We start from the raw sequence: 22,796 nt of genomic DNA on the forward strand, positions 1-22,796 counted from the left end.
GGCGTTGGACCATATCGCCCCCGATGGTGCAACCCGGGCCCGCGGATCTTCGCCTTCGCGCGGGCCGGATGACCGCAAAGGGCCAGGGCCGGGCCGCTCCCTGCCCCGCCCGCAGGCACTTGCGGCTGGGCAAACGGGGGAAATGACCCTACCTGTCAGCAACCGAGATTGCACAGGCGCGTTCATGAGCGAAAGGCAGCCCCACCAAGCCGTCAAGGATGCCGTGCTGACCCACGGCATCGTCAGCGCGAACCCCGAGGACCTGCTGACCGGAAGCGGCTGGCGCGTCGCCTGGGCGGTGGTGCACGAGGCGATCCTGCGGCTCTGGAGCGACGACGCCTTCGGGCTGGCGGGCAACGTGGCCTTCCGGATGCTGCTGGCGCTCTTCCCGTTCCTCATCTTCACCAGCTCGCTGACCGCCTTCATCGGCGACCGGACGATGGCCGAGGATCTGACCGATTTCCTGATCGCGATCGTGCCCCCGGCGCTGGTCGATCCCATCGTCTCCGAGGTGCACAAGGTCATGACCGTGCAGCGCAGCGGGGTGCTTGGGGCGGGGATCCTGCTGACGCTGTGGTTCGCCATCGGCGGGGTGGACGGCGTGCGCGTCGGGCTGAACCGCGCCTACGGCGTGCGCGAGACGCGGTCGGTGCTCGTGATCTACGCGCTCCAGATCTCCATGCTGATCTTCGCGGGGCTGGTGCTGGTGCTCGTGGGATACCTGATCGTCCTCGCGCCGCGCGCCGGATCGTGGCTGCACATGCTGATGCCGCGGTTCGAGCCCGAGTCGGTCACCATCAGCCTGATCCGCTACCCGGCCGCCGGCGGCATCCTGCTCTTCTCGCTCTTCGCGGCGCATATCTTCCTGCCGGCGCGGCGGACCCGGTTCTCGAGCATCTGGCCAGGCGTGGTCTTCACCGTCGCCGGCTGGACCGTGCTGACCTCGGCCTTTTCCTATTACCTGACGAGTTTCGCGGCCTACGCCAGCTATTACGCCGGGCTCGCGGGGATCATCGCGGCGCTCTACTTCATGTATCTCGCGGCGCTGGTCCTGATCTTCGGCGGAGAGCTGAACCGCGCCATCCGCATCCGCAGGCTGGCGCGTGCCATGCGGCCCGACCGGGCGCGCCGGCGGCGGCTGTCGCTCTCCCGCAGGTCCGGGGCCAAGTGAAAGGCCCGGCCCCCTTTTTGGGGGGCCAAATGAAAGGCCCGGCCCCCTCTGGGGGACCGGGCCGGAATTCCGTGGCGCCGCAGCGCCTTGCCGATGGCTCAGGCGAGCTGCAGGTTGGCTGCCGACTCGCGGCCGTTGCGGCCTGCCTCGATGTCGAAGGTCACCTTCGCGCCGTCCTTCAGCGTGGTGAGGCCAGCGCGCTCGACGGCGCTGATGTGGACGAACACGTCCTTGTCGCCGCCATCGGGTGCGATGAAGCCGTAGCCTTTGGTGGCGTTGAACCATTTCACGGTGCCAGTGGCCATGCGTGAGTCTCCTGTTTCGTTTTTGCTGCCCGCGGAGATGCGGCAGCCCGGCACGTCCAAGCAATCGAGCCTGTCGCCGGTGGAGCGTCACAGCAGTCGAAGGTCGCAAACTTGCCCCTCCGAAATGGCGTTTTCGCGGGATTCGCGCAAGAGGTGAGTTGCCTTTCTGAGCCGGAAATTGCCGATTTGCGGTGGAACCGAAGGGTTTTTCGCGCGTCGTCCCGGAGGAGGTGAACGTCATGTCACATCACGACGACATCTGGTCGATCGAAGAGCTTCTCTGGACCGGCGGCACCGACGCGTTTCGCAACCGGATGGCCCCTGCCTGTCTCATGGCGTTTCCGGGGATCGGCGTGCTCGAAGGCGATGCGGTTCTCGACAGTCTCAAGGATGCGCCGCGCTGGCAATCGGTCGAAATGGCCGGGCGGCACCGGGTCGAAACCGACGGCGTCACCGTGCTGAGCTACCGCGCCACCGGGATGCGCGACGGCGACGCGCCCTATACCGCGCTCTGCACCTCGACATGGCTGCGCGGCAGGGACGGTTGGCGGCTGGTCCAGCACCAGCAGGCGGCCGACGCTCCGGCTTGACCGCCGGCCGCAGGGAGAGCGGGCTTCAACCGCGTCGCCCCGGAGCCGCGTCATGCCGCGGTCCCGCGCCGCATCGAAGGCCGGGCAGAGACGCGGCCCGGACCGGACCGGCAGAAGAGCCTCGCCAGGCCCGGGCACGGCCTCGCTCAGGCGTCGCCCCAGTCGGCCAGCCCGCGACGGCCGGCCTCGGACAGGTCATAGACCCCGCGCTCGACCCGCCGGAACCATCCGTAATGGTCATCTCTCATGATCCGCGTCGCCGCCGGGACGCCCGCGGCCCTCGCGATCACCGCGCCGCGCTCCGGCCCCGTCTCGGCCAGGTAGCGCGCGCAGCGCAGCGCGTCCTGCCGGTAACTCGTGACGATCCCGTGCCGAGTCGCGCCCCCGTCGTTCGGATCCCCGACCCGTCTTGCGAATTCCCGCAGGAGCCGCCCCTTCTTGCGCGCCGATTTCCGCGGCACATAGGGGCCGGGGTCGCAGAGCACCTCGACGAAGCCGTCGCCGGCGCGCACGTGGATCAGCCCGAGACCCAGCCGCCGGCAGAGCGCGACGTCCGCCGCCACCGCCTTGCGGCCCTTCTTCGGCTTGGGCACCGCAAGGTAGACCGCATCCGACACCGCCAGCCGCGCGATACCCTGCTGCACGAGAGACAGGGTGAACCCGGTCTTGAGCTCGATCAGCACCGGATCCCCGCCGTCCGGCGGCATGGCCATCACGTCCGCGGGGCCGACCTCGCCCTTTACCTCGAAACCCTTTGCCTCGAGCCAGCGTTTCACCGGAGCGTACAGCCCGCTTTCCCTGCCCTTGCCCATGTCCGTCCTGCCTGACCTCACCCCTTCCTACCCTTCAGAAGACAAGGCGCAAAACCCCTCATGACACTGATCCTCGTCGTCGCCATCGTATCCGTCGCCCTCGTCGCGGGCGCCATCTGGGGGCTCTACCTGCCCCTGCCCCGCCCGCTCGAGGGCTTCCTGATCGCGCTCGCCGGGGGTGCGCTGATCGTGTCGGTGATGGAAGAGCTGATCCGGCCCGCGCTTGAAAGCCTGTCCTTCCCGCTCCTGACGCTGTCCGTCGCGGCCGGTGCGCTACTGTTCACCGCGGCCGACCGCCAGCTCGAGAAATCGACCGAGGGCAGCGAGGGCGGCGGCCTGCTGCTGGCCATCACCTTCGACGGGGTGCCCGAGAACCTCGCGCTCGGCGTCGCGCTGATCGGCACCTCGGGGCTCGAGGTGGCGGCGCTGGCGGGGTCCATCCTGCTGTCGAACCTGCCGGAGGCCGCGGGCGGTGCGAAGGGCATGGCCGAGGGCGGCATGTCGCGCCGCCGCATCCTGATGCTCTGGGTCGGCACCGCCGCGCTGCTGGCCGGGGCGGCGATCGTGGGCAACCTCGCGCTTGCGGGCGTGTCCGACGCGTGGCTGGCCGCGATCCGCTGCTTCGCCGCGGGGGCCGTCACCGCCTCGCTCGCGACCGAGGTCTTCCCGAAGGCCTTCCGCGAGGACCATTTCGGCACCGGTCTCGCGATCACGCTGGGCCTGATCGTGGCGCTCGGCCTCTCGCAGCTCTCCGGCGGGTGACAAGGCGCGGGGCGGCCAGTATACCCCCCGCGACTCTGCATTCACCAACGGAAGACTGACATGACGATCAAGGTTTTCGGCCACAAATCTCCCGACACCGATTCCACCGGCTCGCCGCTGATCTGGGCGTGGTATCTCTCCGAGGTGCGCGGCCAGCCCGCGGAGGCGAAACTGCTGGGCGAGCCCAACACCGAGGCCGCCTTCGTCCTGCAGAAATGGGGTGTCGAGAAACCCGAGATCATCTCGGACGTCAGCGCCGACGACAAGGTCGTGATCGTCGACACCAACAACCCGGCCGAGCTGCCCGCCTCGATCAAGGACGCGGACATCATCCAGATCATCGACCACCACAAGCTGGCCGGCGGGCTCGAGACCCGGGCGCCGATCGACATCACGATCAAGCCGCTCGCCTGCACCGCGACCATCATGCACAACCTGATGGGCCCGAACGAGAGCAGGATGACCGACCAGATCAAGGGGCTGATGCTGTCCTGCATCCTGTCGGACACGCTGGAATTCCGCTCGCCCACCACGACGGACCAGGACAAGGCACTGGCCGAGACGCTTGCGAAGGAGCTGGGGATCGACCTCTCCGCCTATGCCTCCGAGATGTTCGAGGCGAAATCCGACGTCTCGGCCTTCTCGGATGCCGAGTTGCTGCGGATGGACAGCAAGGAATATGCCGTCGGCGACACCAAGTTCCGCGTCTCGGTGCTGGAGACCACGGCGCCGAAGATCGTGCTCGACCGCAAGGCCTCGCTGATGGAGACCATGGGCACCGTCGCGCAGGAAGACGGCGTCGATCAGGTGCTGCTCTTCGTCGTCGACATCCTGAACGAGGAGGCCACGCTGCTGGTCCCGAACGAGCTGGTGAAGACCGTGGCCGAAAAGAGCTTCGACGCGCAGGTTGACGGCGACACCGTGGTCCTGCCCGGCGTGATGAGCCGCAAGAAGCAGATCATCCCGTCCCTGAAGGTCTGAGCCTTCCACGCTCCGCGGATCGGAGACAGCGGGCGCCCGGCGGGCGCCCGTTTCGCATCGGGCGCCCCGGTCTCGGCGCCGGCCGAATGCGCTCCGCCGCGACGCGCCGGTCAGGCCGCGGTGTCGAGGTTCAGGAGCGCCTCGGCCTCGGGCCGCCGTTCCAGCTGGTCCATGACCTCCGCATCGCTCATCGCCGGCATTTCCTCGCACCAGACCCGGAAGAGGGTCATGCGGTTGGACCCGAACGAGGTCATCATCGCCGCATCGCCCGCATCGAAGCCGCGCACCATCAGCACCCGGCCGATGCGGGGCACGTTGTAGCGGGCGTCGAACGTGTACCAGCGGCCGCCGATATAGGCCTCGAACCAGGCGCAGAAATCACCCGGCCCGGCATAGGGCACGCCGATGTCGCCGAGATAGCCGCTGGCATAGCGCGCGGGGATGTTGACCGCCCGGCAGAGCGCCACGGCGAGATGGGCATAGTCGCGGCAGACCCCGCGCCCCTCGGCCAGCGCCTGGCTGGCGGTGCGGTCGGAGCGGCCGTGGTGATAGCCGAACTGGATATGGCCGTGCACGAAATCGCAGATCCGCTGCACCCGGTCCCAGCCGGACGGGCCCGCGGGGAACTGCGCCCAGGCGAAATCCATCAGCGCATCGCTGTCGCAATATCGCGAGGGCTTGAGGAACTGGGTCACGGCCATCGGCAGATCCTCGACCGGATGCTGCACCGCCTCCGGAACGACCGCGTCGGGCAAGCCGTCCTGCTCGACCGCACAGTCGGACCAGAGCCGGGTCTCGCCCGCCGGCAGGGTCAGGCGGTGCTTCACGTTGCCGAAGATGTCCCAGCTTTCGGTCATCCCGAGCCCGGCCGGGCTGCGCGGCTTGCCCGAGCCGATCAGGCGGCCGGGCGCGTCCGGATGGGTCGAAAGGGCGACAATGGAGGGCACCGGGGCGGGCGCCGTCAGGGCGATCTCGAAGCCGATGCGGATGAGCATGGCGTATCCTCTCAGACTGAAAATCCCGGCGATCCGCGTCACGGAATGGGTGATGCGACGCCGCGTCACCTCAACCGGGAAGCCCGGGCATTCGTTCCCCCGCGCACCGCGGACGCGCGCCCTTCCGCCGGTGCGCCCCCTTGACCTCGGCCAGAAAGGCCCGCCAATGGCGGCATGCCCGATACGACCCGCACCCGCTTCGGCCTCGTCCTCCTGCTCTACGCGGCCGGTCTCTGCGCGGCGGCGCAATACGGCAAGGCAAGCGTCCTCTTCCCCGCGCTGCGCGCACTCTACCCGGAGGCGGGCGCCACGCTGGGCTTCGTCGTCTCGGGGATCGGGCTGCTTGGCATCGTCTTCGGGCTGGCGGCGGGGCTCGTCACGGCCCGGCTCGGCTTCCGGCGGCTGCTGATCGGCGCGCTGCTTTTCGGGGCGGCGATGTCGGCCTTCCAGTCGACCCTGCCCGCCCTCCCCCTGATGATCGCGAGCCGGGTGGCCGAGGGGCTGTCCCACCTCGTCATAGTGGTGGCGGCGCCGACGCTCATCGCCCAGATCTCGGCCCCGCGCCACGCGGTCTTCACGCTGACGCTCTGGAGCACGTTCTTCGGCGTCTCCTTCGCGCTGCTCGCCTGGCTCGGCCAGCCCTTCGCCGAACGCCACGGCGCGGGTGCGCTGATCCTGCTGCATGCCGCCGTCACCGCTGCGGTGGCCGTCGCCCTGGTCTTCGCCCTGCCCCGCCAGCGCAGCCTGCCGGCGGGCCCGCGGCTGAGCCTGCGCGCCATCCTCCGCCAGCACGGCACGATCTACCGCTCGCCCTTCGTGGCCGCCCCCGCCGCGGGCTGGCTCTTCTACACGCTGGGCTATGTCTCTCTGGTGACGATCCTGCCGGATTACGTCGATCCCGCCGCGCGGAGCCTCGTCACCGGGGCGATGCCCTTCGCGGGGATGGTCGTGTCGATGACGCTGGGCGTGGCGCTGGTTACCCGGCTCGGGGCGATCCCGGTCATCGTGGCGGGCTTCGCGCTGGCCGTGCCCCTCGCGCTGGCCTTCGGGCTGAGCGGCGGGAGCGCCTGGCTCGCCATTGCGCTCATCGCGTCGCTGGGGCTGGTGCAGGGATCGAGCTTCGCCGCCGTGCCCGAGCTGAATCCCACGCCCGAGGCGCGGGCCGAGGCGAACGGCGCGCTCGCGCAATCCGGCAACCTCGGCAATTCGCTGGGCACGCCGGTCCTGCTGGCCGCCACCGGGGCGCTCGGGGTGGCCGGGCTGACGCTCTTCGCCATGCTCTGCTTCGCGGGTGGCGCGGCGGTGCACCTGCGGCTGGCCGCGCTGCGGCGCCGCGCCGCCCGCCCCGTCAGTAGGTGATCACGCCGGGCCGGCCGCCGGTGGCGGTGATGACCTCGCCGTTGATCGCCGACGACAGCGGAGAGGCGAGGAAGGCGATGATCCGGGCCATGTCCATCGCATCGGGCAGCACCCCGTTCAGGGTCGCCTTGGCGAGCAGGTCCAGCTCGTCCTCGAACCCGTGGCCCGCGGCCTCGGCCCGGGCCTGCAGCATGGCGTCCACTTTCTCGGTCCGGGTCATGCCGGGATGCACGACGCTGGTGGTCACGCCGGTCCCGGCGAGGTCATGCGCGAGGTTCTTCGACATCGCGACGACGCCGGCGTTGCGGATGGCCCCCGCGGTGTCGCCCGGCCGGTACATCCCGGTGCCCGAGACCGAGATGATGCGCCCCCAGCCCTGCCGGACCATGTGCGGCATCGCCGCCTGCGCGACCCGCAGGTAGCCCATCACCTTCACGTTCATGTGCCGGTCGAGATAGGCATGGTCGAGCTCCGAGGTCGAGGGGGGCCTCGCCTGTCCCGCCGGTTCGGCGGCGCAGTTCACCACGATGTCGATGCCGCCCAGCCTGTCCGCCACGTCCCGGCCCATGGCGCTGACCGAGGCATCCTGCCCGGTGTCGCAGGGGCTGGCGATCGCCGTGACGCGATGGCGCGCGGCGATGTCCTCGGCCACTGCGCGGGCCCGCGCCGCGTCCCGGCCGACGATGGCGACATGGGCGCCCTCTTCCGCCAGAAGCCCGGCCACGGCCTTGCCGATGCCCATGCTGCCGCCCGCGATCAGCGCGCGCTTGCCGTCCAGTTTCAGGTCCATGCGATCCTCCATCCGTTCCGGCGCACAGGATGACCGGAACCGGCGGCGGGGCAAGAGCCTGTTTCGGAGCGCCGCCCCGCTCCGGCATCGCGGGTCCGGCAAGGGGGCGCCCCTGCGCGTTCGGGGGAGGAAAGTCTCTGGCCCTTGCCGGGCCGATGCGCCATTGATGCGTCGCGACACCGACGCCGCCAGCAAGGGGACATCATGACCCGGATCATCACCGCCCTGTCCGAGATCTCGGACCGTTACGACGCGCTCTTCGTGGACCTCTGGGGCTGCGTGCATGACGGGGTCACGGCCCTGCCCGAGGCCGTCGCCGCGCTGCAGGCCTATCGCCGGGGCGGCGGGACCGTGGTGCTGGTCACGAACTCGCCCCGCCCGCGCGCCAGCGTCGAGCTGCAGCTGGACGGCTTCGGCGTGGCGCGCGACGCCTGGGACGTGATCGCGACCTCGGGCGACAGCGCGCGGGCCGCGATGTACCGGGGCGTCGTCGGGCGCCGGGTCTTCTACATGGGCGAGGCCGAGGAGACGGGCTTCTTCGCGCCCCTGAAGTTCCAGCACGATCCGGTCGAGATCACCCAAGTCCCGCTGGACGAGGCCGAGGGGATCGTCTGCCTCGGTCCGTTCGATCCGATGCAGAACCCCGAGGTGCTGCGCCCGCAGCTCCTGCTCGCCAAGCAGAAGGGGCTGAAGCTGCTCTGCGCGAATCCGGACATCGTGGTGGACCGTGGCGAGCGCCGGGAATGGTGCGCGGGCGCGGTGGCCGCGCTCTATACCGACATGGGGGGCGAGAGCCTCTATTTCGGCAAGCCGCATCCGCCGATCTACGACCTCGCCCGGCGCCGGCTGTCCGAGCTGGGGCGCGAGGTCCCCGCCGAGGGCATCCTCTGCATCGGCGACGGCATCCACACCGACGTCGCGGGCGCGCTCGGTGAGGATTACGATTCGCTCTTCATCACCGGCGGCCTTGCCGCGGAGGAGACGCGCACGACCCGGCAGCCGGACCGCGAGGCGCTGCAAGCCTTCCTGGAGAAAGAGCAATCCTCGCCGACCTATGCCATCGGCAAGTTGCGGTGAGGCGGGATTAGGGGTTGATTTTCTGCGCCCGCGAAGTAATTAAGTTGCTTCATGAACGGTGAAATGGTGCGGAATATTACCCGCACAGGTGATGGGAGGGCCCCGATGCTGGACAACATGCCCCGCGGCACGATCTGTATCGAAGACATCGAGATGGGCATGACGCGCCATGTCCGGAAGGTCGTGACCGACCGCGACATCGAGCTTTTCGCCGAGGTCTCCACCGACCGCAACCCGGTCCACCTGGACGACGCCTATGCGCAGGACACGATCTTCGAGGGCCGGATCGCCCACGGGATGCTGACCGCCGGGCTGGTCTCGGCCGTGATCGGCGAACAGCTTCCGGGCCATGGCACGGTCTACATGGGCCAGACGCTGAAGTTCCTCGCCCCCGTGCGGCCGGGCGACATGGTGACGGCCGAGGTCGAGGTGATCGGCATCGACCACGCCAAGCGCCGCGTGCAGCTCGACTGCCGCTGCATGGTCGACGGCAAGAAGGTCCTGATCGGCGAGGCGACCGTGCTGGCCCCGTCGCGCAAGTTCGACTGATCCGTCCCCGGAGCGGGTTGCGCCGCCCGCAGGGCGTCGCCCGGGTCGATGCCGGCCGAATTCCCCCCGTTTCGGGGGGCCTTCGGCCGACATGCCTCCGGCGGGGATATTTCGGGCAAGAGGAAGCCGGGGCCCGGGCGCGGGGTGTCACGCATCGGGTGGTGAAACGGGCCCGTGGGGCCTTGCGCCTCCCCCGGCCCGGCGATACCCCTTCGGCCCATGCGGATCCTGCGCGACTTTGAACACATCCCGGACACCGACCGCGGCGCCAGCGCCGCCATCGGCAATTTCGACGGTGTCCACCTGGGCCACCAGGCGGTGATCGACCTCGCGCGGACAGCCGGGGCGGAGATCGGCGCGCCGCTCGGCGTGCTGACCTTCGAGCCGCACCCGCGCGAGGTCTTCGCCCCGGACGCGCCGCCCTTCCGCCTGACCGGGTCCGAGGCGCGGGCGCACCGGCTGGAGAAGATCGGCGTCGAGCTGCTCTACGAACTGAACTTCGACCGCGCGCTGGCCGAGCTTTCGCCCGAGGCCTTCGCCCGCAGGGTCATCGTCGAGGGGCTGGGTCTGCGCCATGTCGTCGTCGGGGCGGATTTCCACTTCGGCAAGGGCCGCGCGGGGGACACCGGGACGCTCAGGGCCTTCGGCTCGGAGATGGGCTTCGGCGTGACCGTGGCCGAGCTGGTGGCGGGCGAGACCGGGCGCGTCTCCTCGACCGCGATCCGCGAGGCGCTTTCGGAAGGGCGCCCGCGCGAGGCCGCCGCGATGCTGGGCCACTGGCACCGGATGGACGGCCCCGTCGAGCACGGCGAGAAGCGCGGCCGCGACCTGGGCTATCCCACGGCGAACCTGTCGATCGAGGGGCTGCACCGGCCGAAATTCGGGGTCTACGCCGTCTTCGTCGACGTGCTCTCGGGCCCGCACAAGGGCACCTACCGCGGCGCCGCCTCGCTGGGGCTGCGGCCGCAGTTCGACGGCGAGGTGCCGAACCTCGAGACCTTCCTCTTCGACTTCCAGGGTGACCTCTACGGCACCCATATCTCGGTCGCGCTGGTCGAGTACCTCCGCCCCGAGATGACCTTCGACGGGGCCGACTGGCGCGCGCAGCTGATCGCCCAGATGGACGCCGACTGCGCCCGCGCCCGCGACATCCTGGCGGCGGAATGAAGCGCGATCCGATCGACCGTTCGGGGCTCCGGCCCGGCTACTGGGAGGACACGCCGCTCGACCGGATGACGACCCGGGAGTGGGAGGCGCTCTGCGACGGCTGCGGCAAGTGCTGCATGAACAAGCTCGAGGACGAGGAGACCGGGGAGGTCGCCCTCACCCGCGTCGCCTGCCGGCTCTTCGACGACGACACCTGCCGGTGCTCGCAATACCCGATCCGTCACCAGTTCGTGCCGGAATGCATCTCGCTGCGCCCGCATGACATCGACAAGCACATGTACTGGCTGCCGCAGACCTGCGCCTATCGCCTCCTGCGCGAGGGGCGGAAGCTGTACGACTGGCATCCGCTGATATCGGGCACGCCCGACAGCGTGCACCGCGCGGGCGTCTCGATGCGCGGGATGACCGTGCCCGAATTCGAGGTCGGGGAGGACGACTGGGAGGACCACATCATAGAGGAGCCCACCTGATGCAATTCCGTTCCGACAACGCCGGCCCCGCCCATCCGAAGGTGCTGGAGGCGATGGTCGCGGCCAATACGGGCTATGCGCCGGGCTATGGAGCCGACGCGCTGATGGACGGGGTGACGGCGCAGCTGCGCGCGCTCTTCGAGGCGCCCGAGGCGGCGGTCTACCTCGTGGCGACCGGGACGGCCGCGAATGCGCTGGCGCTCGCGACGCTGTGCCAGCCGTGGCAGACGGTCTTCTGCGCGCGCGTCGCGCATGTGCAGGAGGACGAGTGCAACGCGCCGGAGTTCTTCTCGGGCGGGGCGAAGCTGACGCTCGTGGGCGAGGCGGACAAGTTCTCGGCCGCGGAGCTTCGGGCCGCGATGGAGGCCGAGGAGATCCGCGGCGTGCACGGCGCGCAGCGCGGGCCGGTGACGGTGACGCAATCGACCGAGCTGGGGCGGCTCTACACGCTGGACGAGCTGGCGGCGATCTCGGAGGTCGCGCATGGCTTCGGGCAGCCGGTCTACATGGACGGCGCGCGGTTCTCGAACGCGGTGGCGGCCCTGGGCTGCACGCCGGCCGAGATGACCTGGCGGGCCGGGGTGGACGCGGTGTCCTTCGGCGGGACCAAGAACGGCTGCGTGGGCGTGGAGGCGGTGATCTTCTTCGATCCGGCCAAGGCGTGGGAGTTCGAGCTGCGGCGCAAGCGCGGGGCGCATCTCTTCTCGAAGCACCGGTATCTCTCGGCGCAGATGGCGGCCTACCTGGAGGAGGCGCTCTGGCTGGAGAATGCCCGCGCGGCGAACGCCGGTTGCGCGCGCCTGGCCGAGGGGCTTTCGGGGGTCGAGGGCGTGGCGTTCCTGCATGCGCCCGAGGCGAACGCGCTCTTCGCCGAAATGCCGCGGGAGATGCACCGGCGCCTGATGGAGGCGGGTGCGGCCTACAACCTCTGGGGCGCGTCCCCGGCCGCGGTGCGGGACGAGGGCGGACCGCTGCTCGCGCGGTTCGTCTGCGACTGGGCCCTGCCGGAGGCCGAGATCGACCGGTTCGTGGAGATCGCGCGGGGCTGAGACCTGCGCGACCAGACGTGAAGACGGGGAGCCTCAGACCCCTTCCCAGAACCGGCGCACCACCGCACCCACGTCCGCTGGATGCGTGATCGGCGCCATGTGCGCCGCGCCCGGGATCACCGCGCGGGTCGTGTCGGGGATGCGCCGCTCCAGCCCGTCATGGATCACCGCCATGTGCGGCGGGCTCTCGGCGCCTTCGATCAGCAGCGTGGGCACGGGCAGACGCTCGAGCTTGCGCTCCGCCAGCATCCCGTCCGGATCGCCGTTGTTGCTGCGCTGGACCGCGCCGATCAGGGGGATCCGCCGGGTCAGACCCGCTCTCTGGCGATCTGTCATCTCGTCCCAGACCCGCCCGTCGCCCCATTCGGCATGGAACAGGCGGGCGGCGGTCTCGTGGTCTCCGGCGTCGAGCGCCGCCATGAAGGGCCGGTCGGTGCCGTCCGCCTCGAGCGTCTCGGGCGCGTCCGCGCGCACGATCGAGAAGAAGACCGTCTCGATCAGCGTCAGCGAGGCGACCCGCTCGGGGGCCTCGACCGCCAGCCGAAGGGCCACGGTGGCGCCGAAGGAATGCCCCAGCAGGTGAACCGGCCCCTCGCCCATCAGGTCGCGCGCCATCGAACAGGCCACGTCCTGATAGGGCGTCACGCCGTCCCATTCGGCCGAGCCGCCATGCCCCGGCAGGTCGAAGGCCCGGATCGTGGCCAGATCGCCGACCTCTCCGGCCAGCCCCTCCCACGCCCCGCCATGGGCGAGCGAGCAGTGGACCGCCAGCACCGGCCGCGGCCCCTGCCCCATCTCGCGCCAATGGGTCTCGACCCCGCCGAACAGACCGTCGGGCATCAGAGACGGCCCGCCAGATGCGCCTCGAGATCCTCCAGCCGGTCCTGGCCCCAGAACTTCTGGCCGCTGTCGACGACGTAGAACGGAGAGCCGAAGACCCCCTCGCGGATCGCCGCCTCGGTGTTCTCTTCATAGACCGTGGCGCCGGTCAGCAGACCGCTGTCGGCGAGCGACGGATCGAAGCCGGCCTCCTCGAGACAGGCGCGGATCACCTCGTCCTCGGCGATGTTCTTCTCGTCGGCCCAGCAGGAGCGCATGATGGCCTGCACCAGCCTGCCGACCTCGCCGCCTTCCTTCTGCGCCGCGATGATCGCGTAGGACGAGGGCGCCGGGTTGGTCGGGAAATGCGCCGGGTGGATATTGAGCGGCAGCCCGGTCTTGGCCTGCGCCCGGGCGAGTTCCTGCAACCGGTAATCCTGGCGCGCCTGCGACCGGTCCTTGAGCGCGAGCCCCCCGGTCGCCGCGAAGACCTTGCCCAGATCGACCGGCTTGTAGCTCACGGTCGCGCCGTGGCGGCCGGCCATCGCCTCCAGCCGGTCCCCGGCGAGGTAGGCCCAGGGCGATACGGTGACGAAGTAATAGTCGATATGCGGCATGGCGGCGCTTCCTTCCCGGGCAATGTTTGCAAGACCGTATCGGGGTGGTAAGCGGTGTCAACGTCACGATTCCGCCAATCCCCGGGAAACCTGCTGCCATGCCAACCGTCGTCGAACCCAAGCTCATCGCGGGCAATTCCAACCTTCCGCTCGCCTCGTCGATCGCGCGGCGGATGTCGATGCACCGGGGGATGACCGTCGATCTGGTCAACGCAAGGGTGGAGCGGTTCAACGACGGCGAGATCTTCGTCGAGGTGTTCGAGAATGTCCGCGGCGAGGACATGTTCATCATCCAGTCGACCTCGAACCCCGCGAACGACAACCTGATGGAGCTGCTGATCATCGCCGACGCGCTGCGCCGCTCCTCGGCCCAGCGGGTCACCGCGGTGATCCCCTATTTCGGCTATGCCCGGCAGGACCGCCGCACCAAGGCGCGGACCCCGATCAGCGCCAAGCTGGTCGCCAACATGCTGGTCGAGGCCGGCATCGCCCGGGTGCTGACGATGGACCTGCACGCGGCCCAGATCCAGGGCTTCTTCGACATCCCCGTCGACAACCTCTACGCCAGCCCGATCTTCGCGCTCGACATCAAGAACCAGTTCCGGGACTCGATGTCGGACCTGATGGTCGTCTCTCCGGACGTGGGCGGCGTGGCCCGGGCGCGGGAGCTCGCCAAGCGGATCGACGCCCCCCTCGCCATCGTCGACAAGCGCCGCGAGAAGCCGGGCGAGGTTGCCGACATGACCGTGATCGGCGAGGTCGCGGGCAAGAAATGCATCATCGTGGACGACATGGTCGACACGGCGGGCACGCTCTGCAAGGCCGCGGACCTGCTGACCTCCTCGGGCGCGACCGAGGTGCACGCCTATATCTCGCACGGTGTCCTCTCCGGCCCCGCGGTGGAAAGGGTCTCCAAGTCGGTGATGAAATCGCTGGTGATCACCGACTCGATCGCCGCCACCGATGCGGTGAAGGCCTGCGAGAACATCCGAATCCTGCCGACCGCGCCGATGTTCGCCCAGGCGACGCTGAACATCTGGAACGGCACCTCGGTCTCGTCGCTGTTCGAGACCGACACGCTGGAGCCGATCTACGAAGGCTTCTTCAAGGGCTGACCGGACTTCAAGGGGGGGCGCGGGCCCGCGCGTCAGACCGACCAGTCGTCGGCGTGGGCCAGCTCTCCGATCGCCATCCAGCGCACCCTGAGCCGCGCGATGCGCGTGTCCGACCAGGTGCGGAAGACCAGCTCGAACCCCTCGCCCGTCACCGACTCGGCCGCGACATCGCCGCGCTGGTTCGTGCCATCGGCCACGTCCCACATCGCGACGGTGCACTGCACTGCGGGCGCGGTCCGGAAGGCTTCGGCGAAGCGGACGTGGCGACGCCGCTCGCGCTGGCCGGTGCCGGTCCACATCTCGCCACCGTCGTCGTAATCCGAGACGATGGCCACCTCGCCCTGGTCGACGCCGATCAGGTGATTTCTGAGCTTCTTCATCCGCACATCTATGCCGCCCCGCCCTGGCCGAGCCAAGCGGAACCCGCGCCTGCCCCGTGCAGGGGCAAGTATCGCATATGTGTGATCCCCTCCCGTCCGGAATGGCCGGGGCGCGGAAGCGTTGCCAGCCGCGCCGCGCGCCGTTTACGCTGGGTCATGAAGCGGCGCATGCGCCGCGGGGTCGGCGCACCGAGAAGCGTCAGCCAGCCGGTGCCGGCCCGCGTGTCTGGGAGGACCACCATGAAACGCATCATGCTGTCGATGACCGCAGCCGCCGCGCTGGCCACCGCCGCGCCGCAGGCCGGCGCCGAGGAATACACTTTCGGCACCTATGTCTCGCCCACCTCGACGACCTTCCGCGCGGGGTCCGAACCCCTGCTGCAGCGGCTCGAAGAGCAATCGAACGGCGAGATGACGTGGGAGGCCTTCACCGGCGGCGCCATGGGCGGACCGAAGGAGCTTCTCGGCAACGCGGGGTCCGGCGTGCTCGACGCCTCGGGCGTGGTGGACATCTACGTCAAGGCGTCCCTGCCTCATTCCTCGCTGGTCTCGGGCATGCTGATCGTGGGCGAGGATCCCGCCGCCATGGCTGGCGCGATGAACGAATTCCAGCTGCTGAACTGCCCCGCCTGTCTGGAGGATCACGAGAAGAACAACGTCGTCGCCATGGGCTTCTCCTCGACCGGGACCTACCACCTGATCTGCAAGGACGAGGTCCACACGATGGACCAGCTCAAGGGCAAGAAGGTCCGCGCCGTCGGCGGCATGGGGCGCGCGATGCAATCGCTGGGCGCGACGGCCGTCTCGATCACCACGGCCGAGATGTACGAGGCGATGCAGCGCGGCCAGATGGATTGCGCCACCGGCTCGGCCGCCTGGCTGGACACCTACAACCTCAAGGACTTCTCGCGCTCGATCGTGAGCGACAGCCTCGGCTCGTATTTCGGGATCATGAGCTGGGTGATGAACAAGGATGTCTGGGACGAGATCGGCGAGGCGAACCAGCAGATCATCAAGGACAACATGGCCGAACTGGTCGCCGACATCGTCTGGGCCTACGGACCGGAGGGCGAGGAAGCGCTGAAGAACCTCGAGGCGGCAGGCGGCGCGGTCTACAGCTTCGACGACGCGCTCAAGGCAGAGATCGCCCGGCTCCGCGCCGAGGAATACGAGACGACGATCGGCGTCGGCAAGGAGAGCGGCATCGAGAACGCCGAGGAGCTCGTCCGGACGTTCGAGAAGCTGGTCGACAAATGGAACGGTATCATGGCCGAGGTCGGGGACGACAAGGCGGCCTATATCGAGGCGCTGCAGCGCGAGGTCTACGACAAGATCTGACGCGCCAGCCCTTCCGCTCGAGGACCGGCCCCCGGCGGGGCCGGCCCCTTTCGTGTTCCTGCGCGACCAGGCATTGACCCGCCCGTAAGACCCCAGACCGCAGCCAACCCGCCTATTCCACGTACCTGTGAGCCACATGGGCGGCTTCGGGAATCTGTTGCTTACTGGCCGGTCAACACCTAGCCTCACCATACAAGGGCAAACAATCGCCCCCGCCCGCGCCTTATGGGAGGAGACCTTGACGCGGGCACCATGGTTGCAAGGGAGGAACCAATGACCATTCGCAAGACATCCGCCGCCGCGCTGGCCGCCCTGTCGCTGACCGCGACCCCGGGCCTCGCGCTGGAAATGACCTACGGCGCCTATACCTCGCCGACCCACACCACCAACGTGAACGGCATCCAGCCCACGCAGGAACGGATCACCGAGGCCACCAACGGCGAGATCACCTTCGAGACCTTCGCGGGCGGCGCCATGGGCGGCCCGAAGGAGCTGCTCGGCAATGTCGGCAACGGCATCCTCGACAGCGCCTCGGTGGTCGACATCTACGTGAAGTCCTCCCTGCCGGTCTCGTCGATGATCTCGTCGATGCTGGCGATCGGCGATGATCCGAAGGTGATGGCCGCCGCGGTGAACGAATTCCACCACCTGAACTGCCCGCAGTGCAAGGAAGAGCTGGAAGAGAACAACGTCGTCGGCCTCAGCTGGTCCGCCACCGGCGCCTACCACGTGATCTGCAAGGAGCCGATCAAGACGCTCGCCGACCTGCAGGGCCGCAAGATCCGCGCCACCTCGGGCATCGGCGTCGCCATGCAGGAGATCGGCGCGGCCCCCGTCTCGATCACCACGGCCGAGATGTACGAGGCCATGCAGCGGGGCCAGATCGACTGCGCGGTCGGCGCGACGGCCTGGCTCGACACCTACAACCTGAAGGACTTCGCCAAGGGCGTCTGGTCGAACGCGCTCGGCTCCTATTTCGGCACCATGAACTGGGCGATCAACCAGGACGTCTGGAACGAGCTGACCGACGACCAGCGCCAGGCGTTCAAGGACAACATGGCCCAGGCCGTGGCGGACATCATGTGGGCCTATGTCGACGACAACGAGACCGCGATGGAATGGCTGAAGGAGAACGGCGGGACCGTCGAGGAAAGCGACCAGGCCTTCAAGGACGCCTGGGCCGAACAGCAGGCCAAGGCCTATGACACGGCACTCGCCGCAGCCGAGGCCGACGGGATCGAGAATGCCGAGGAGCTGCTGAACACCTTCAAGGGGCTGGTCGAGAAATGGACCGCCAGGATGGAGGAGATCGGCGACGACAAGGCCGCCTACCAGCAGGCGCTCCAGGACGAGATCTTCTCGAAGATCTGACCGGCGCACCGGGGCGCCCCGCGGCGCCCCGGACCCCATTCCAGAACAACGGTTAAGCCCATGCTACGTGCGATCGAATCCGTCGCCTCGCGTGTGTCCGGCCTCGTGGCCATGATCGGCGGCATCATCCTCTTCGTGATGATGGTGCAGGTCTCGCTGGACGTCGCGCTCAAGTATCTCCTGAACAGACCGATCCCCTCCACGCTCGAAATCGTCTCGGCCTATTACATGGTGGCGCTGGTCTTCCTGCCCCTCGGGGTCGTGACCCGTGATCACGAGCTGCTCGAGGTGGAGCTCTTCACCCAGCACCTGCCGCCCCGCAAGATCGCCTTCTTCAAGCTGCTCGGCTGCGTGATCGGCGCCGTCTACGTCTTCTTCCTGTTCAAGGAAGGGATCGAGGAGGCGTTCCACAAGACCGAGATCGGCGAGGTCTGGGAAACCGCGACCTTCGACATCCCGGTCTGGGGCGCGCGCTGGTTCTATCCCATCGGCACGTTCCTGATGGGCATCTACCTCGTGCTCTACGCGATCGAGAACTTCGTCTTCGTGACCCGCGGCGAGCACGTCCTGCCGGATCGCAGCCTGAAATCCGCGGTCGAGGCGGCGATCGCCGATGCGGAACGGGCGACCAGCCACACCCGCGGCGACGACGGGAACCTCGGCGTCGGCAAGGGCGGCGGTTCGGCAGAATGAACTCAGGGAGGAGCCCGGACGTGGCCGCGAAAAAGGCGCGCCGGGACAAGGGAAGTTACACATGGAACCACTGACAATCGGCTTTCTCGGCATCGTGGCGATCCTCGTCCTGCTGGCCGCACGGGTCCCGATCGCCTTCGCGCTCGGCTCGGTCTCGCTCGTCGGGATCATGATCGTGCGCAACGAGCGCGCGGCCTTCGCGATGATCGGCGGCCTGCCGCACGAATTCGCCTCCAGCTGGGAGCTCTCGGCGATCCCGATGTTCCTGCTCATGGGGGCGGTCGCCTACAAGACCGGCCTGACCTCCAGCCTCTATGCCGCGGCGCGGGTCTGGCTCAACAACCTGCCCGGCGGGCTGGCGGTGGCCACCAACTTCACCGCCGCGGGCTTCGCCGCCGCCTCGGGCTCCTCGATCGCGACCTCGGCCGCCGTCGGCCGGCTCGCCATCCCCGAGATGCTGCGCTACGGCTACGACCGCTCGCTGGCGACCGGCACCGTGGCGGCCTCCGGCACGCTCGGCGCGCTGATCCCGCCCTCGATCGCCTTCGTGGTCTACGGCTTCTTCACCGAGCAATCGGTCGGACGCCTGCTGATCGCGGGCCTGATCCCGGGCCTGATCACCGCAGGCGCCTACACGATCATGATCGTCGGCCGCTGCACGATCTGGCCCTCGCTGGCGCCCAAGGTGGCGATCACCGTGACATGGTCCGACCGCTGGCGCGCGCTGCGCGACGTCTGGCCCCTGCCCCTGCTGGTGCTGGGGGTGATCGGCTCGATCTACGCGGGCGTCGCCACGCCGACCGAGGCCGGCGCGCTCGGCGCGCTCTTCGCGATCCTGATCGGGCTGGTGCAGGGCCGCTGCAGCTTCGAGGTCCTGAAGGGGGCGGTGATGGACGCGCTGCGGACCACCTCCTCGCTCTTCTTCCTCGCGATCGGGGCGGTGCTGCTGACCCGGTTCCTCGCCCTGGCGGGGGTGCCGACCTACATCGCGAACCTCGTCTCGGACATGCAGCTGAACGAGCTCCAGCTGGTGATCGCGCTGGCGATCATCTACCTGATCCTCGGCATGTTCCTCGATCCTCTGGGCGTGATGCTGCTGACCCTGCCGGTGTTCCTGCCGGCCTTCGACGCGCTCGACGTGAACCTGATCTGGATCGGCGTGATCGTGGTGAAGATGATCGAGATCGGCCTGCTCACGCCACCGGTGGGGCTCAACGTCTATATCGTGAAGAACGTCGTGGGCGACGCCGTCCCGCTCGCCACGATCTTCAAGGGCGTCGGCTGGTTCCTGGTCTGCGAGTTCTTCATCATGTGGGCCCTGATCTGGTATCCGCAGATCTCGCTCTGGCTGCCCGGCCTGATGATGGGCTGAGGGGGCACATACCGACCTGCCGGGGGCTCCGCAGGCGCTGCGGGGCCCTCGTGCTTTCTGCCCCCACCTTCCTCTGGTCCATGTATCCCCGCCGGAGGCAAACCGCGATCCGGCCTCCGGCCGGATCGCAAAACATCGTGTGCGCGCCAGCGGCGCGCGCCTTTCGACACCGCCCAAGCGAAAAGGCCCCGGGGCAGCGCCCGGGGCCTTCCGATCTCGCGCGGTCCGAACCTCAGAGGTTCGGCTGCTTCGGGTCCAGTCCGATATGCGTGCCGAGCGCCACCATGTCCGACAGCAGCTTCGCCGCGTCGTCCACCGGACCGGGTTCGTTGTTGAACTCGCGGGCCTTCTTGTGCGCCTCGTGAGCTTCCGTCACCCAGCCCTCGATGACCTCCTGGGTCATCTCGTCGCGCGGCAGCGCGCGTTCGGCCAGGACCGAGACGCCCTCGGCGCTGATCTCGGCGAAGCCGCCCGACACGGCGTATTGCGTCGTGCCGTCCGGACCTTCGACCGTCAGCACGCCCGGGCGGAGCGTGGTGATCAGCGGCGAATGCCCCTGCATCACCGTCAGGTCGCCATCCGCGCCGGGGATCTGAACCGCACTGGCTTCGCCGGAGACGAGGCTCCGTTCCGGCGACACCAGGTCGAATTTCATGTTGTCGGCCATCTATCGCCCCTTACGCAGCTTCGGCTGCCATTTTCTCGGCTTTGGCTTTCACTTCGTCGATCCCGCCAACCATGTAGAAGGCACCTTCCGGCAGGTGGTCGTATTCACCGGCCACAACCGCCTTGAAGGACGAGATCGTGTCCTCGAGCGGCACCTGCACGCCGTCGGACCCGGTGAAGACCTTCGCCACGTCGAAGGGCTGGCTGAGGAAGCGCTGGATCTTCCGGGCGCGGGCCACGGTCAGTTTGTCGTCTTCGCTCAGTTCGTCCATCCCGAGGATCGCGATGATGTCCTGCAGCGACTTGTAGCGCTGGAGAATACCCTGCACGTCGCGGGCGACCTTGTAGTGCTCTTCGCCCAGAACCGCCGGGTCCATCAGGCGCGACGAGGAGTCGAGCGGGTCCACGGCCGGGTAGATCCCGAGCTCGGAGATCGCGCGCGACAGAACGGTCGTTGCGTCGAGGTGGGCGAAGGTGGTTGCCGGTGCCGGGTCGGTGAGGTCGTCCGCGGGAACGTAGACGGCCTGGATCGAGGTGATCGAGCCCGACTTGGTCGAGGTGATCCGCTCCTGCATCGCGCCCATGTCGGTCGCCAGCGTCGGCTGGTAGCCCACTGCGGACGGGATACGGCCGAGAAGTGCGGACACTTCCGAACCAGCCTGCGTGAAGCGGAAGATGTTGTCGACGAAGAACAGAACGTCGGTCCCGGACTGGTCGCGGAACTGCTCGGCCAGCGTCAGGCCGGTCAGCGCCACGCGGGCACGCGCCCCCGGAGGCTCGTTCATCTGGCCGTAGACCAGGGCCACCTGGGAGTCTTCCAGGTTGTCCGGCTTGATCACGTTGGATTCGATCATTTCGTGGTAGAGGTCGTTCCCCTCACGGGTCCGCTCGCCCACGCCGGCGAACACGGAGTAGCCCGAGTGCACCTTCGCGATGTTGTTGATCAGTTCCATGATCAGAACGGTCTTGCCCACGCCGGCACCGCCGAAGAGGCCGATCTTGCCGCCCTTCGAGTAGGGGGCGAGCAGGTCGATCACCTTGATGCCGGTGACGAGGATTTCCGACTCGGTCGACTGTTCCGAGAACGCGGGCGCCTCGGCGTGGATCGGGCGGGTTTCCGATGCGTTCACCGGGCCCTTCTCGTCCACCGGCTCGCCGACGACGTTCAGGATCCGGCCCAGCGTCGCGTTGCCCACGGGCACGTTGATCGGGCCGTCGGTGTCGATCACTTCCTGGCCGCGGACGAGACCTTCGGTCGCGTCCATGGCGATGGTGCGGACGGTGTTCTCACCAAGGTGCTGCGCCACTTCCAGAACCAGCTTCTTGCCTTGGTTTTCGGTGGTCAGCGCGTTCAGGATCTCGGGCAGGTGGTCGTCGAACTGGACGTCGACCACGGCGCCGATGACCTGGGTCACTTTGCCTTTTGCGTTTGCCATCTGTGTTTCTCCGGTTCGGTCAGAGCGCTTCCGCGCCCGAAATGATTTCGATCAGCTCGTTGGTGATCACGGCCTGGCGCGAGCGGTTGTACTCGATCGTCAGCCGGTCGATCATGTCGCCCGCGTTCCGCGTTGCGTTGTCCATCGCGCTCATCCGCGCACCCTGTTCGGATGCGCCGTTCTCGAGCAGGGCCGCGAAGATCTGCGTGGCCACGCCCCGCGGCAGCAGGTCGGCGAGGATTTCCTCTTCCGAAGGTTCGTAGTCGTAGAGGGTCGAGGCGCCGTCGCCTTCGCCCTCTTCGGCTTCGAACTTCGCCGGGATCACCTGCTGCGCCGTCGGGATCTGGCTGATCACCGACTGGAAGCGGTTGAAGAAGATCGTCGCCACGTCGAACTCGCCCGCGTCGAAACGGGAAAGCAGATCCTTGGCGATGTCCTGCGCATTGGCATAGCCGAGCGTCTTCACCTCGCTCAGGTCGACATGGCCGATCAGCAGGTCGCTGTAATCGCGACGCAGCTGTTCGCGGCCCTTCTTGCCGACCGTGAGGATCTTCACCGTCTTGCCCGCCGCGCGCAGCTTCTCGGCATGCGACTTGGCCAGCTTGACGATGGACGAGTTGAAACCGCCGCAGAGGCCGCGTTCCGCCGTCATCACGACCAGCAGGTGCACGTCATCCTTGCCGGTGCCGCTCAGCAGCTTCGGCGCGGAATCCGACCCGCCAACGGAACCGGCGAGCTGCGCCATCACCGCGTTGAAGCGTTCGGCATAGGGCCGGGCCGCCTCGGCCGCGTCCTGTGCCCGCCGCAGTTTCGCGGCGGCCACCATCTGCATGGCCTTGGTGATCTTGCGGGTCGACTTGACCGACGCGATCCGGTTTTTCAGGTCCTTGAGGTTGGGCATGTCTCCCCCCT

25 protein-coding genes are annotated in these 22,796 nt (G+C 68.5%); 15 read left to right on the forward strand and 10 right to left on the reverse strand.

Annotated features, from left to right (window positions below):
• Positions 1-184 precede the first annotated feature (184 nt).
• On the forward strand, positions 185-1,171 hold the full coding sequence (locus Q344_RS23575) for a YihY/virulence factor BrkB family protein (protein ID WP_051630443.1): 987 nt from the start codon (positions 185-187) through the stop codon (positions 1,169-1,171).
• A 98-nt stretch (positions 1,172-1,269) separates the two neighbouring features.
• On the opposite strand, the gene Q344_RS0109230 is transcribed toward Q344_RS23575, so the two are convergent.
• Positions 1,270-1,476, reverse strand: coding sequence for a cold-shock protein (locus tag Q344_RS0109230; RefSeq protein WP_028286436.1), 207 nt, complete (start codon positions 1,474-1,476; stop codon positions 1,270-1,272).
• 239 nt (positions 1,477-1,715) lie between these two features.
• Here Q344_RS0109230 and Q344_RS0109235 point away from each other — a divergent pair, with 239 nt between their 5' ends.
• Entirely contained in the window at positions 1,716-2,066 is a 351-nt protein-coding gene (locus Q344_RS0109235) for a nuclear transport factor 2 family protein (protein ID WP_036538976.1), read from the forward strand.
• Positions 2,067-2,212: 146 nt separating this feature from the next.
• Here the strand turns inward: Q344_RS0109235 and Q344_RS0109240 are convergent, their stop codons facing one another.
• Positions 2,213-2,878, reverse strand: a complete 666-nt coding sequence (locus Q344_RS0109240; protein WP_028286438.1) for a DUF2161 domain-containing phosphodiesterase — start codon at positions 2,876-2,878, stop codon at positions 2,213-2,215.
• A 60-nt stretch (positions 2,879-2,938) separates the two neighbouring features.
• On the opposite strand from Q344_RS0109240, the gene Q344_RS0109245 reads away from it, so the two are divergent.
• Together Q344_RS0109245 and Q344_RS0109250 are read left to right on the forward strand one after the other, a co-directional pair.
• Positions 2,939-3,640 carry a ZIP family metal transporter gene (locus Q344_RS0109245; RefSeq protein WP_028286439.1) on the forward strand — a complete coding sequence of 234 codons (702 nt, stop codon included), beginning with the start codon at positions 2,939-2,941 and terminating at the stop codon, positions 3,638-3,640.
• A 60-nt stretch (positions 3,641-3,700) separates the two neighbouring features.
• Positions 3,701-4,621 carry a manganese-dependent inorganic pyrophosphatase gene (locus Q344_RS0109250; RefSeq protein ID WP_028286440.1) on the forward strand — a complete coding sequence of 307 codons (921 nt, stop codon included), beginning with the start codon at positions 3,701-3,703 and terminating at the stop codon, positions 4,619-4,621.
• A gap of 110 nt (positions 4,622-4,731) precedes the next feature.
• Here Q344_RS0109250 and Q344_RS23580 read toward each other — a convergent pair whose 3' ends face one another.
• Entirely contained in the window at positions 4,732-5,616 is an 885-nt protein-coding gene (locus tag Q344_RS23580) for a transglutaminase-like domain-containing protein (RefSeq protein WP_051630446.1), read from the reverse strand.
• Between the two features lie 174 nt (positions 5,617-5,790).
• Here Q344_RS23580 and Q344_RS0109260 point away from each other — a divergent pair, with 174 nt between their 5' ends.
• Positions 5,791-6,975, forward strand: coding sequence for an MFS transporter (locus tag Q344_RS0109260; RefSeq protein ID WP_028286441.1), 1,185 nt, complete (start codon positions 5,791-5,793; stop codon positions 6,973-6,975).
• Here Q344_RS0109260 and Q344_RS0109265 read toward each other — a convergent pair.
• Positions 6,965-7,765, reverse strand: coding sequence for an SDR family NAD(P)-dependent oxidoreductase (locus Q344_RS0109265; protein WP_028286442.1), 801 nt, complete (start codon positions 7,763-7,765; stop codon positions 6,965-6,967). The genes Q344_RS0109260 and Q344_RS0109265 overlap by 11 nt on opposite strands.
• 204 nt (positions 7,766-7,969) lie before the next feature.
• On the opposite strand from Q344_RS0109265, the gene Q344_RS0109270 reads away from it, so the two are divergent.
• The 5 genes from Q344_RS0109270 to Q344_RS0109290 all read left to right on the forward strand — a co-directional run bounded on the left by Q344_RS0109270 (position 7,970) and on the right by Q344_RS0109290 (position 12,077).
• Positions 7,970-8,842: a TIGR01459 family HAD-type hydrolase gene (locus tag Q344_RS0109270; RefSeq protein ID WP_028286443.1), complete on the forward strand. Its 873-nt coding sequence runs from the start codon at positions 7,970-7,972 to the stop codon at positions 8,840-8,842.
• A gap of 105 nt (positions 8,843-8,947) precedes the next feature.
• Positions 8,948-9,391 (forward strand): MaoC family dehydratase, encoded by a 444-nt coding sequence (locus Q344_RS0109275; RefSeq protein WP_028286444.1) that lies wholly within the window; start codon positions 8,948-8,950, stop codon positions 9,389-9,391.
• Positions 9,392-9,610: 219 nt separating this feature from the next.
• Positions 9,611-10,558: a bifunctional riboflavin kinase/FAD synthetase gene (locus Q344_RS0109280; RefSeq protein WP_028286445.1), complete on the forward strand. Its 948-nt coding sequence runs from the start codon at positions 9,611-9,613 to the stop codon at positions 10,556-10,558.
• Positions 10,555-11,028, forward strand: coding sequence for a YcgN family cysteine cluster protein (locus tag Q344_RS0109285; RefSeq protein WP_028286446.1), 474 nt, complete (start codon positions 10,555-10,557; stop codon positions 11,026-11,028). The genes Q344_RS0109280 and Q344_RS0109285 overlap by 4 nt, the downstream gene beginning before the upstream one ends.
• Positions 11,028-12,077, forward strand: coding sequence for a threonine aldolase family protein (locus tag Q344_RS0109290; protein WP_028286447.1), 1,050 nt, complete (start codon positions 11,028-11,030; stop codon positions 12,075-12,077). Before Q344_RS0109285 ends, Q344_RS0109290 begins: the two co-directional genes overlap by 1 nt.
• A 33-nt stretch (positions 12,078-12,110) precedes the next feature.
• Here Q344_RS0109290 and Q344_RS0109295 read toward each other — a convergent pair whose 3' ends face one another.
• Together Q344_RS0109295 and Q344_RS0109300 are read right to left on the reverse strand one after the other, a co-directional pair.
• Positions 12,111-12,917: an alpha/beta fold hydrolase gene (locus tag Q344_RS0109295; protein ID WP_028286448.1), complete on the reverse strand. Its 807-nt coding sequence runs from the start codon at positions 12,915-12,917 to the stop codon at positions 12,111-12,113.
• Positions 12,917-13,513, reverse strand: a complete 597-nt coding sequence (locus Q344_RS0109300) for a 2-hydroxychromene-2-carboxylate isomerase (protein WP_028286449.1) — start codon at positions 13,511-13,513, stop codon at positions 12,917-12,919. Before Q344_RS0109300 ends, Q344_RS0109295 begins: the two co-directional genes overlap by 1 nt.
• Positions 13,514-13,611: 98 nt before the next feature.
• On the opposite strand from Q344_RS0109300, the gene Q344_RS0109305 reads away from it, so the two are divergent.
• Positions 13,612-14,628: a ribose-phosphate pyrophosphokinase gene (locus tag Q344_RS0109305; protein WP_028286450.1), complete on the forward strand. Its 1,017-nt coding sequence runs from the start codon at positions 13,612-13,614 to the stop codon at positions 14,626-14,628.
• Between the two features lie 32 nt (positions 14,629-14,660).
• Here Q344_RS0109305 and Q344_RS0109310 read toward each other — a convergent pair whose 3' ends face one another.
• The gene (locus Q344_RS0109310) at positions 14,661-15,008 is read right to left on the reverse strand and encodes an H-type lectin domain-containing protein (protein WP_028286451.1); all 348 of its coding nucleotides are present in this window, start codon (positions 15,006-15,008) and stop codon (positions 14,661-14,663) included.
• A 240-nt stretch (positions 15,009-15,248) separates the two neighbouring features.
• Between Q344_RS0109310 and Q344_RS0109315 the strand changes: the two genes are divergently transcribed.
• The 4 genes from Q344_RS0109315 to Q344_RS0109330 all read left to right on the forward strand — a co-directional run bounded on the left by Q344_RS0109315 (position 15,249) and on the right by Q344_RS0109330 (position 19,782).
• Entirely contained in the window at positions 15,249-16,346 is a 1,098-nt protein-coding gene (locus Q344_RS0109315) for a C4-dicarboxylate TRAP transporter substrate-binding protein (RefSeq protein ID WP_028286452.1), read from the forward strand.
• 273 nt (positions 16,347-16,619) lie between these two features.
• Positions 16,620-17,717: a C4-dicarboxylate TRAP transporter substrate-binding protein gene (locus tag Q344_RS0109320; RefSeq protein WP_028286453.1), complete on the forward strand. Its 1,098-nt coding sequence runs from the start codon at positions 16,620-16,622 to the stop codon at positions 17,715-17,717.
• 60 nt (positions 17,718-17,777) lie between these two features.
• Positions 17,778-18,410 (forward strand): TRAP transporter small permease, encoded by a 633-nt coding sequence (locus Q344_RS25100; RefSeq protein ID WP_051630448.1) that lies wholly within the window; start codon positions 17,778-17,780, stop codon positions 18,408-18,410.
• Between the two features lie 61 nt (positions 18,411-18,471).
• Complete coding sequence (locus Q344_RS0109330) at positions 18,472-19,782, forward strand: TRAP transporter large permease (protein ID WP_028286454.1); 1,311 nt, start codon at positions 18,472-18,474, stop codon at positions 19,780-19,782.
• Positions 19,783-20,014: 232 nt separating this feature from the next.
• Here the strand turns inward: Q344_RS0109330 and Q344_RS0109335 are convergent, their stop codons facing one another.
• The 3 genes from Q344_RS0109335 to Q344_RS0109345 are packed head-to-tail and all read right to left on the reverse strand — an operon-like array spanning position 20,015 to position 22,785.
• Positions 20,015-20,449: a F0F1 ATP synthase subunit epsilon gene (locus tag Q344_RS0109335; protein ID WP_028286455.1), complete on the reverse strand. Its 435-nt coding sequence runs from the start codon at positions 20,447-20,449 to the stop codon at positions 20,015-20,017.
• Positions 20,450-20,459: 10 nt separating this feature from the next.
• The gene (atpD, locus tag Q344_RS0109340; protein WP_028286456.1) at positions 20,460-21,884 is read right to left on the reverse strand and encodes a F0F1 ATP synthase subunit beta; all 1,425 of its coding nucleotides are present in this window, start codon (positions 21,882-21,884) and stop codon (positions 20,460-20,462) included.
• A gap of 19 nt (positions 21,885-21,903) precedes the next feature.
• Entirely contained in the window at positions 21,904-22,785 is an 882-nt protein-coding gene (locus tag Q344_RS0109345; RefSeq protein ID WP_028286457.1) for a F0F1 ATP synthase subunit gamma, read from the reverse strand.
• Positions 22,786-22,796: the final 11 nt, after the last annotated feature.

Origin of the sequence: Pseudooceanicola nanhaiensis DSM 18065 (assembly GCF_000688295.1) — a bacterium.
Lineage (GTDB): Bacteria > Pseudomonadota > Alphaproteobacteria > Rhodobacterales > Rhodobacteraceae > Pseudooceanicola > Pseudooceanicola nanhaiensis.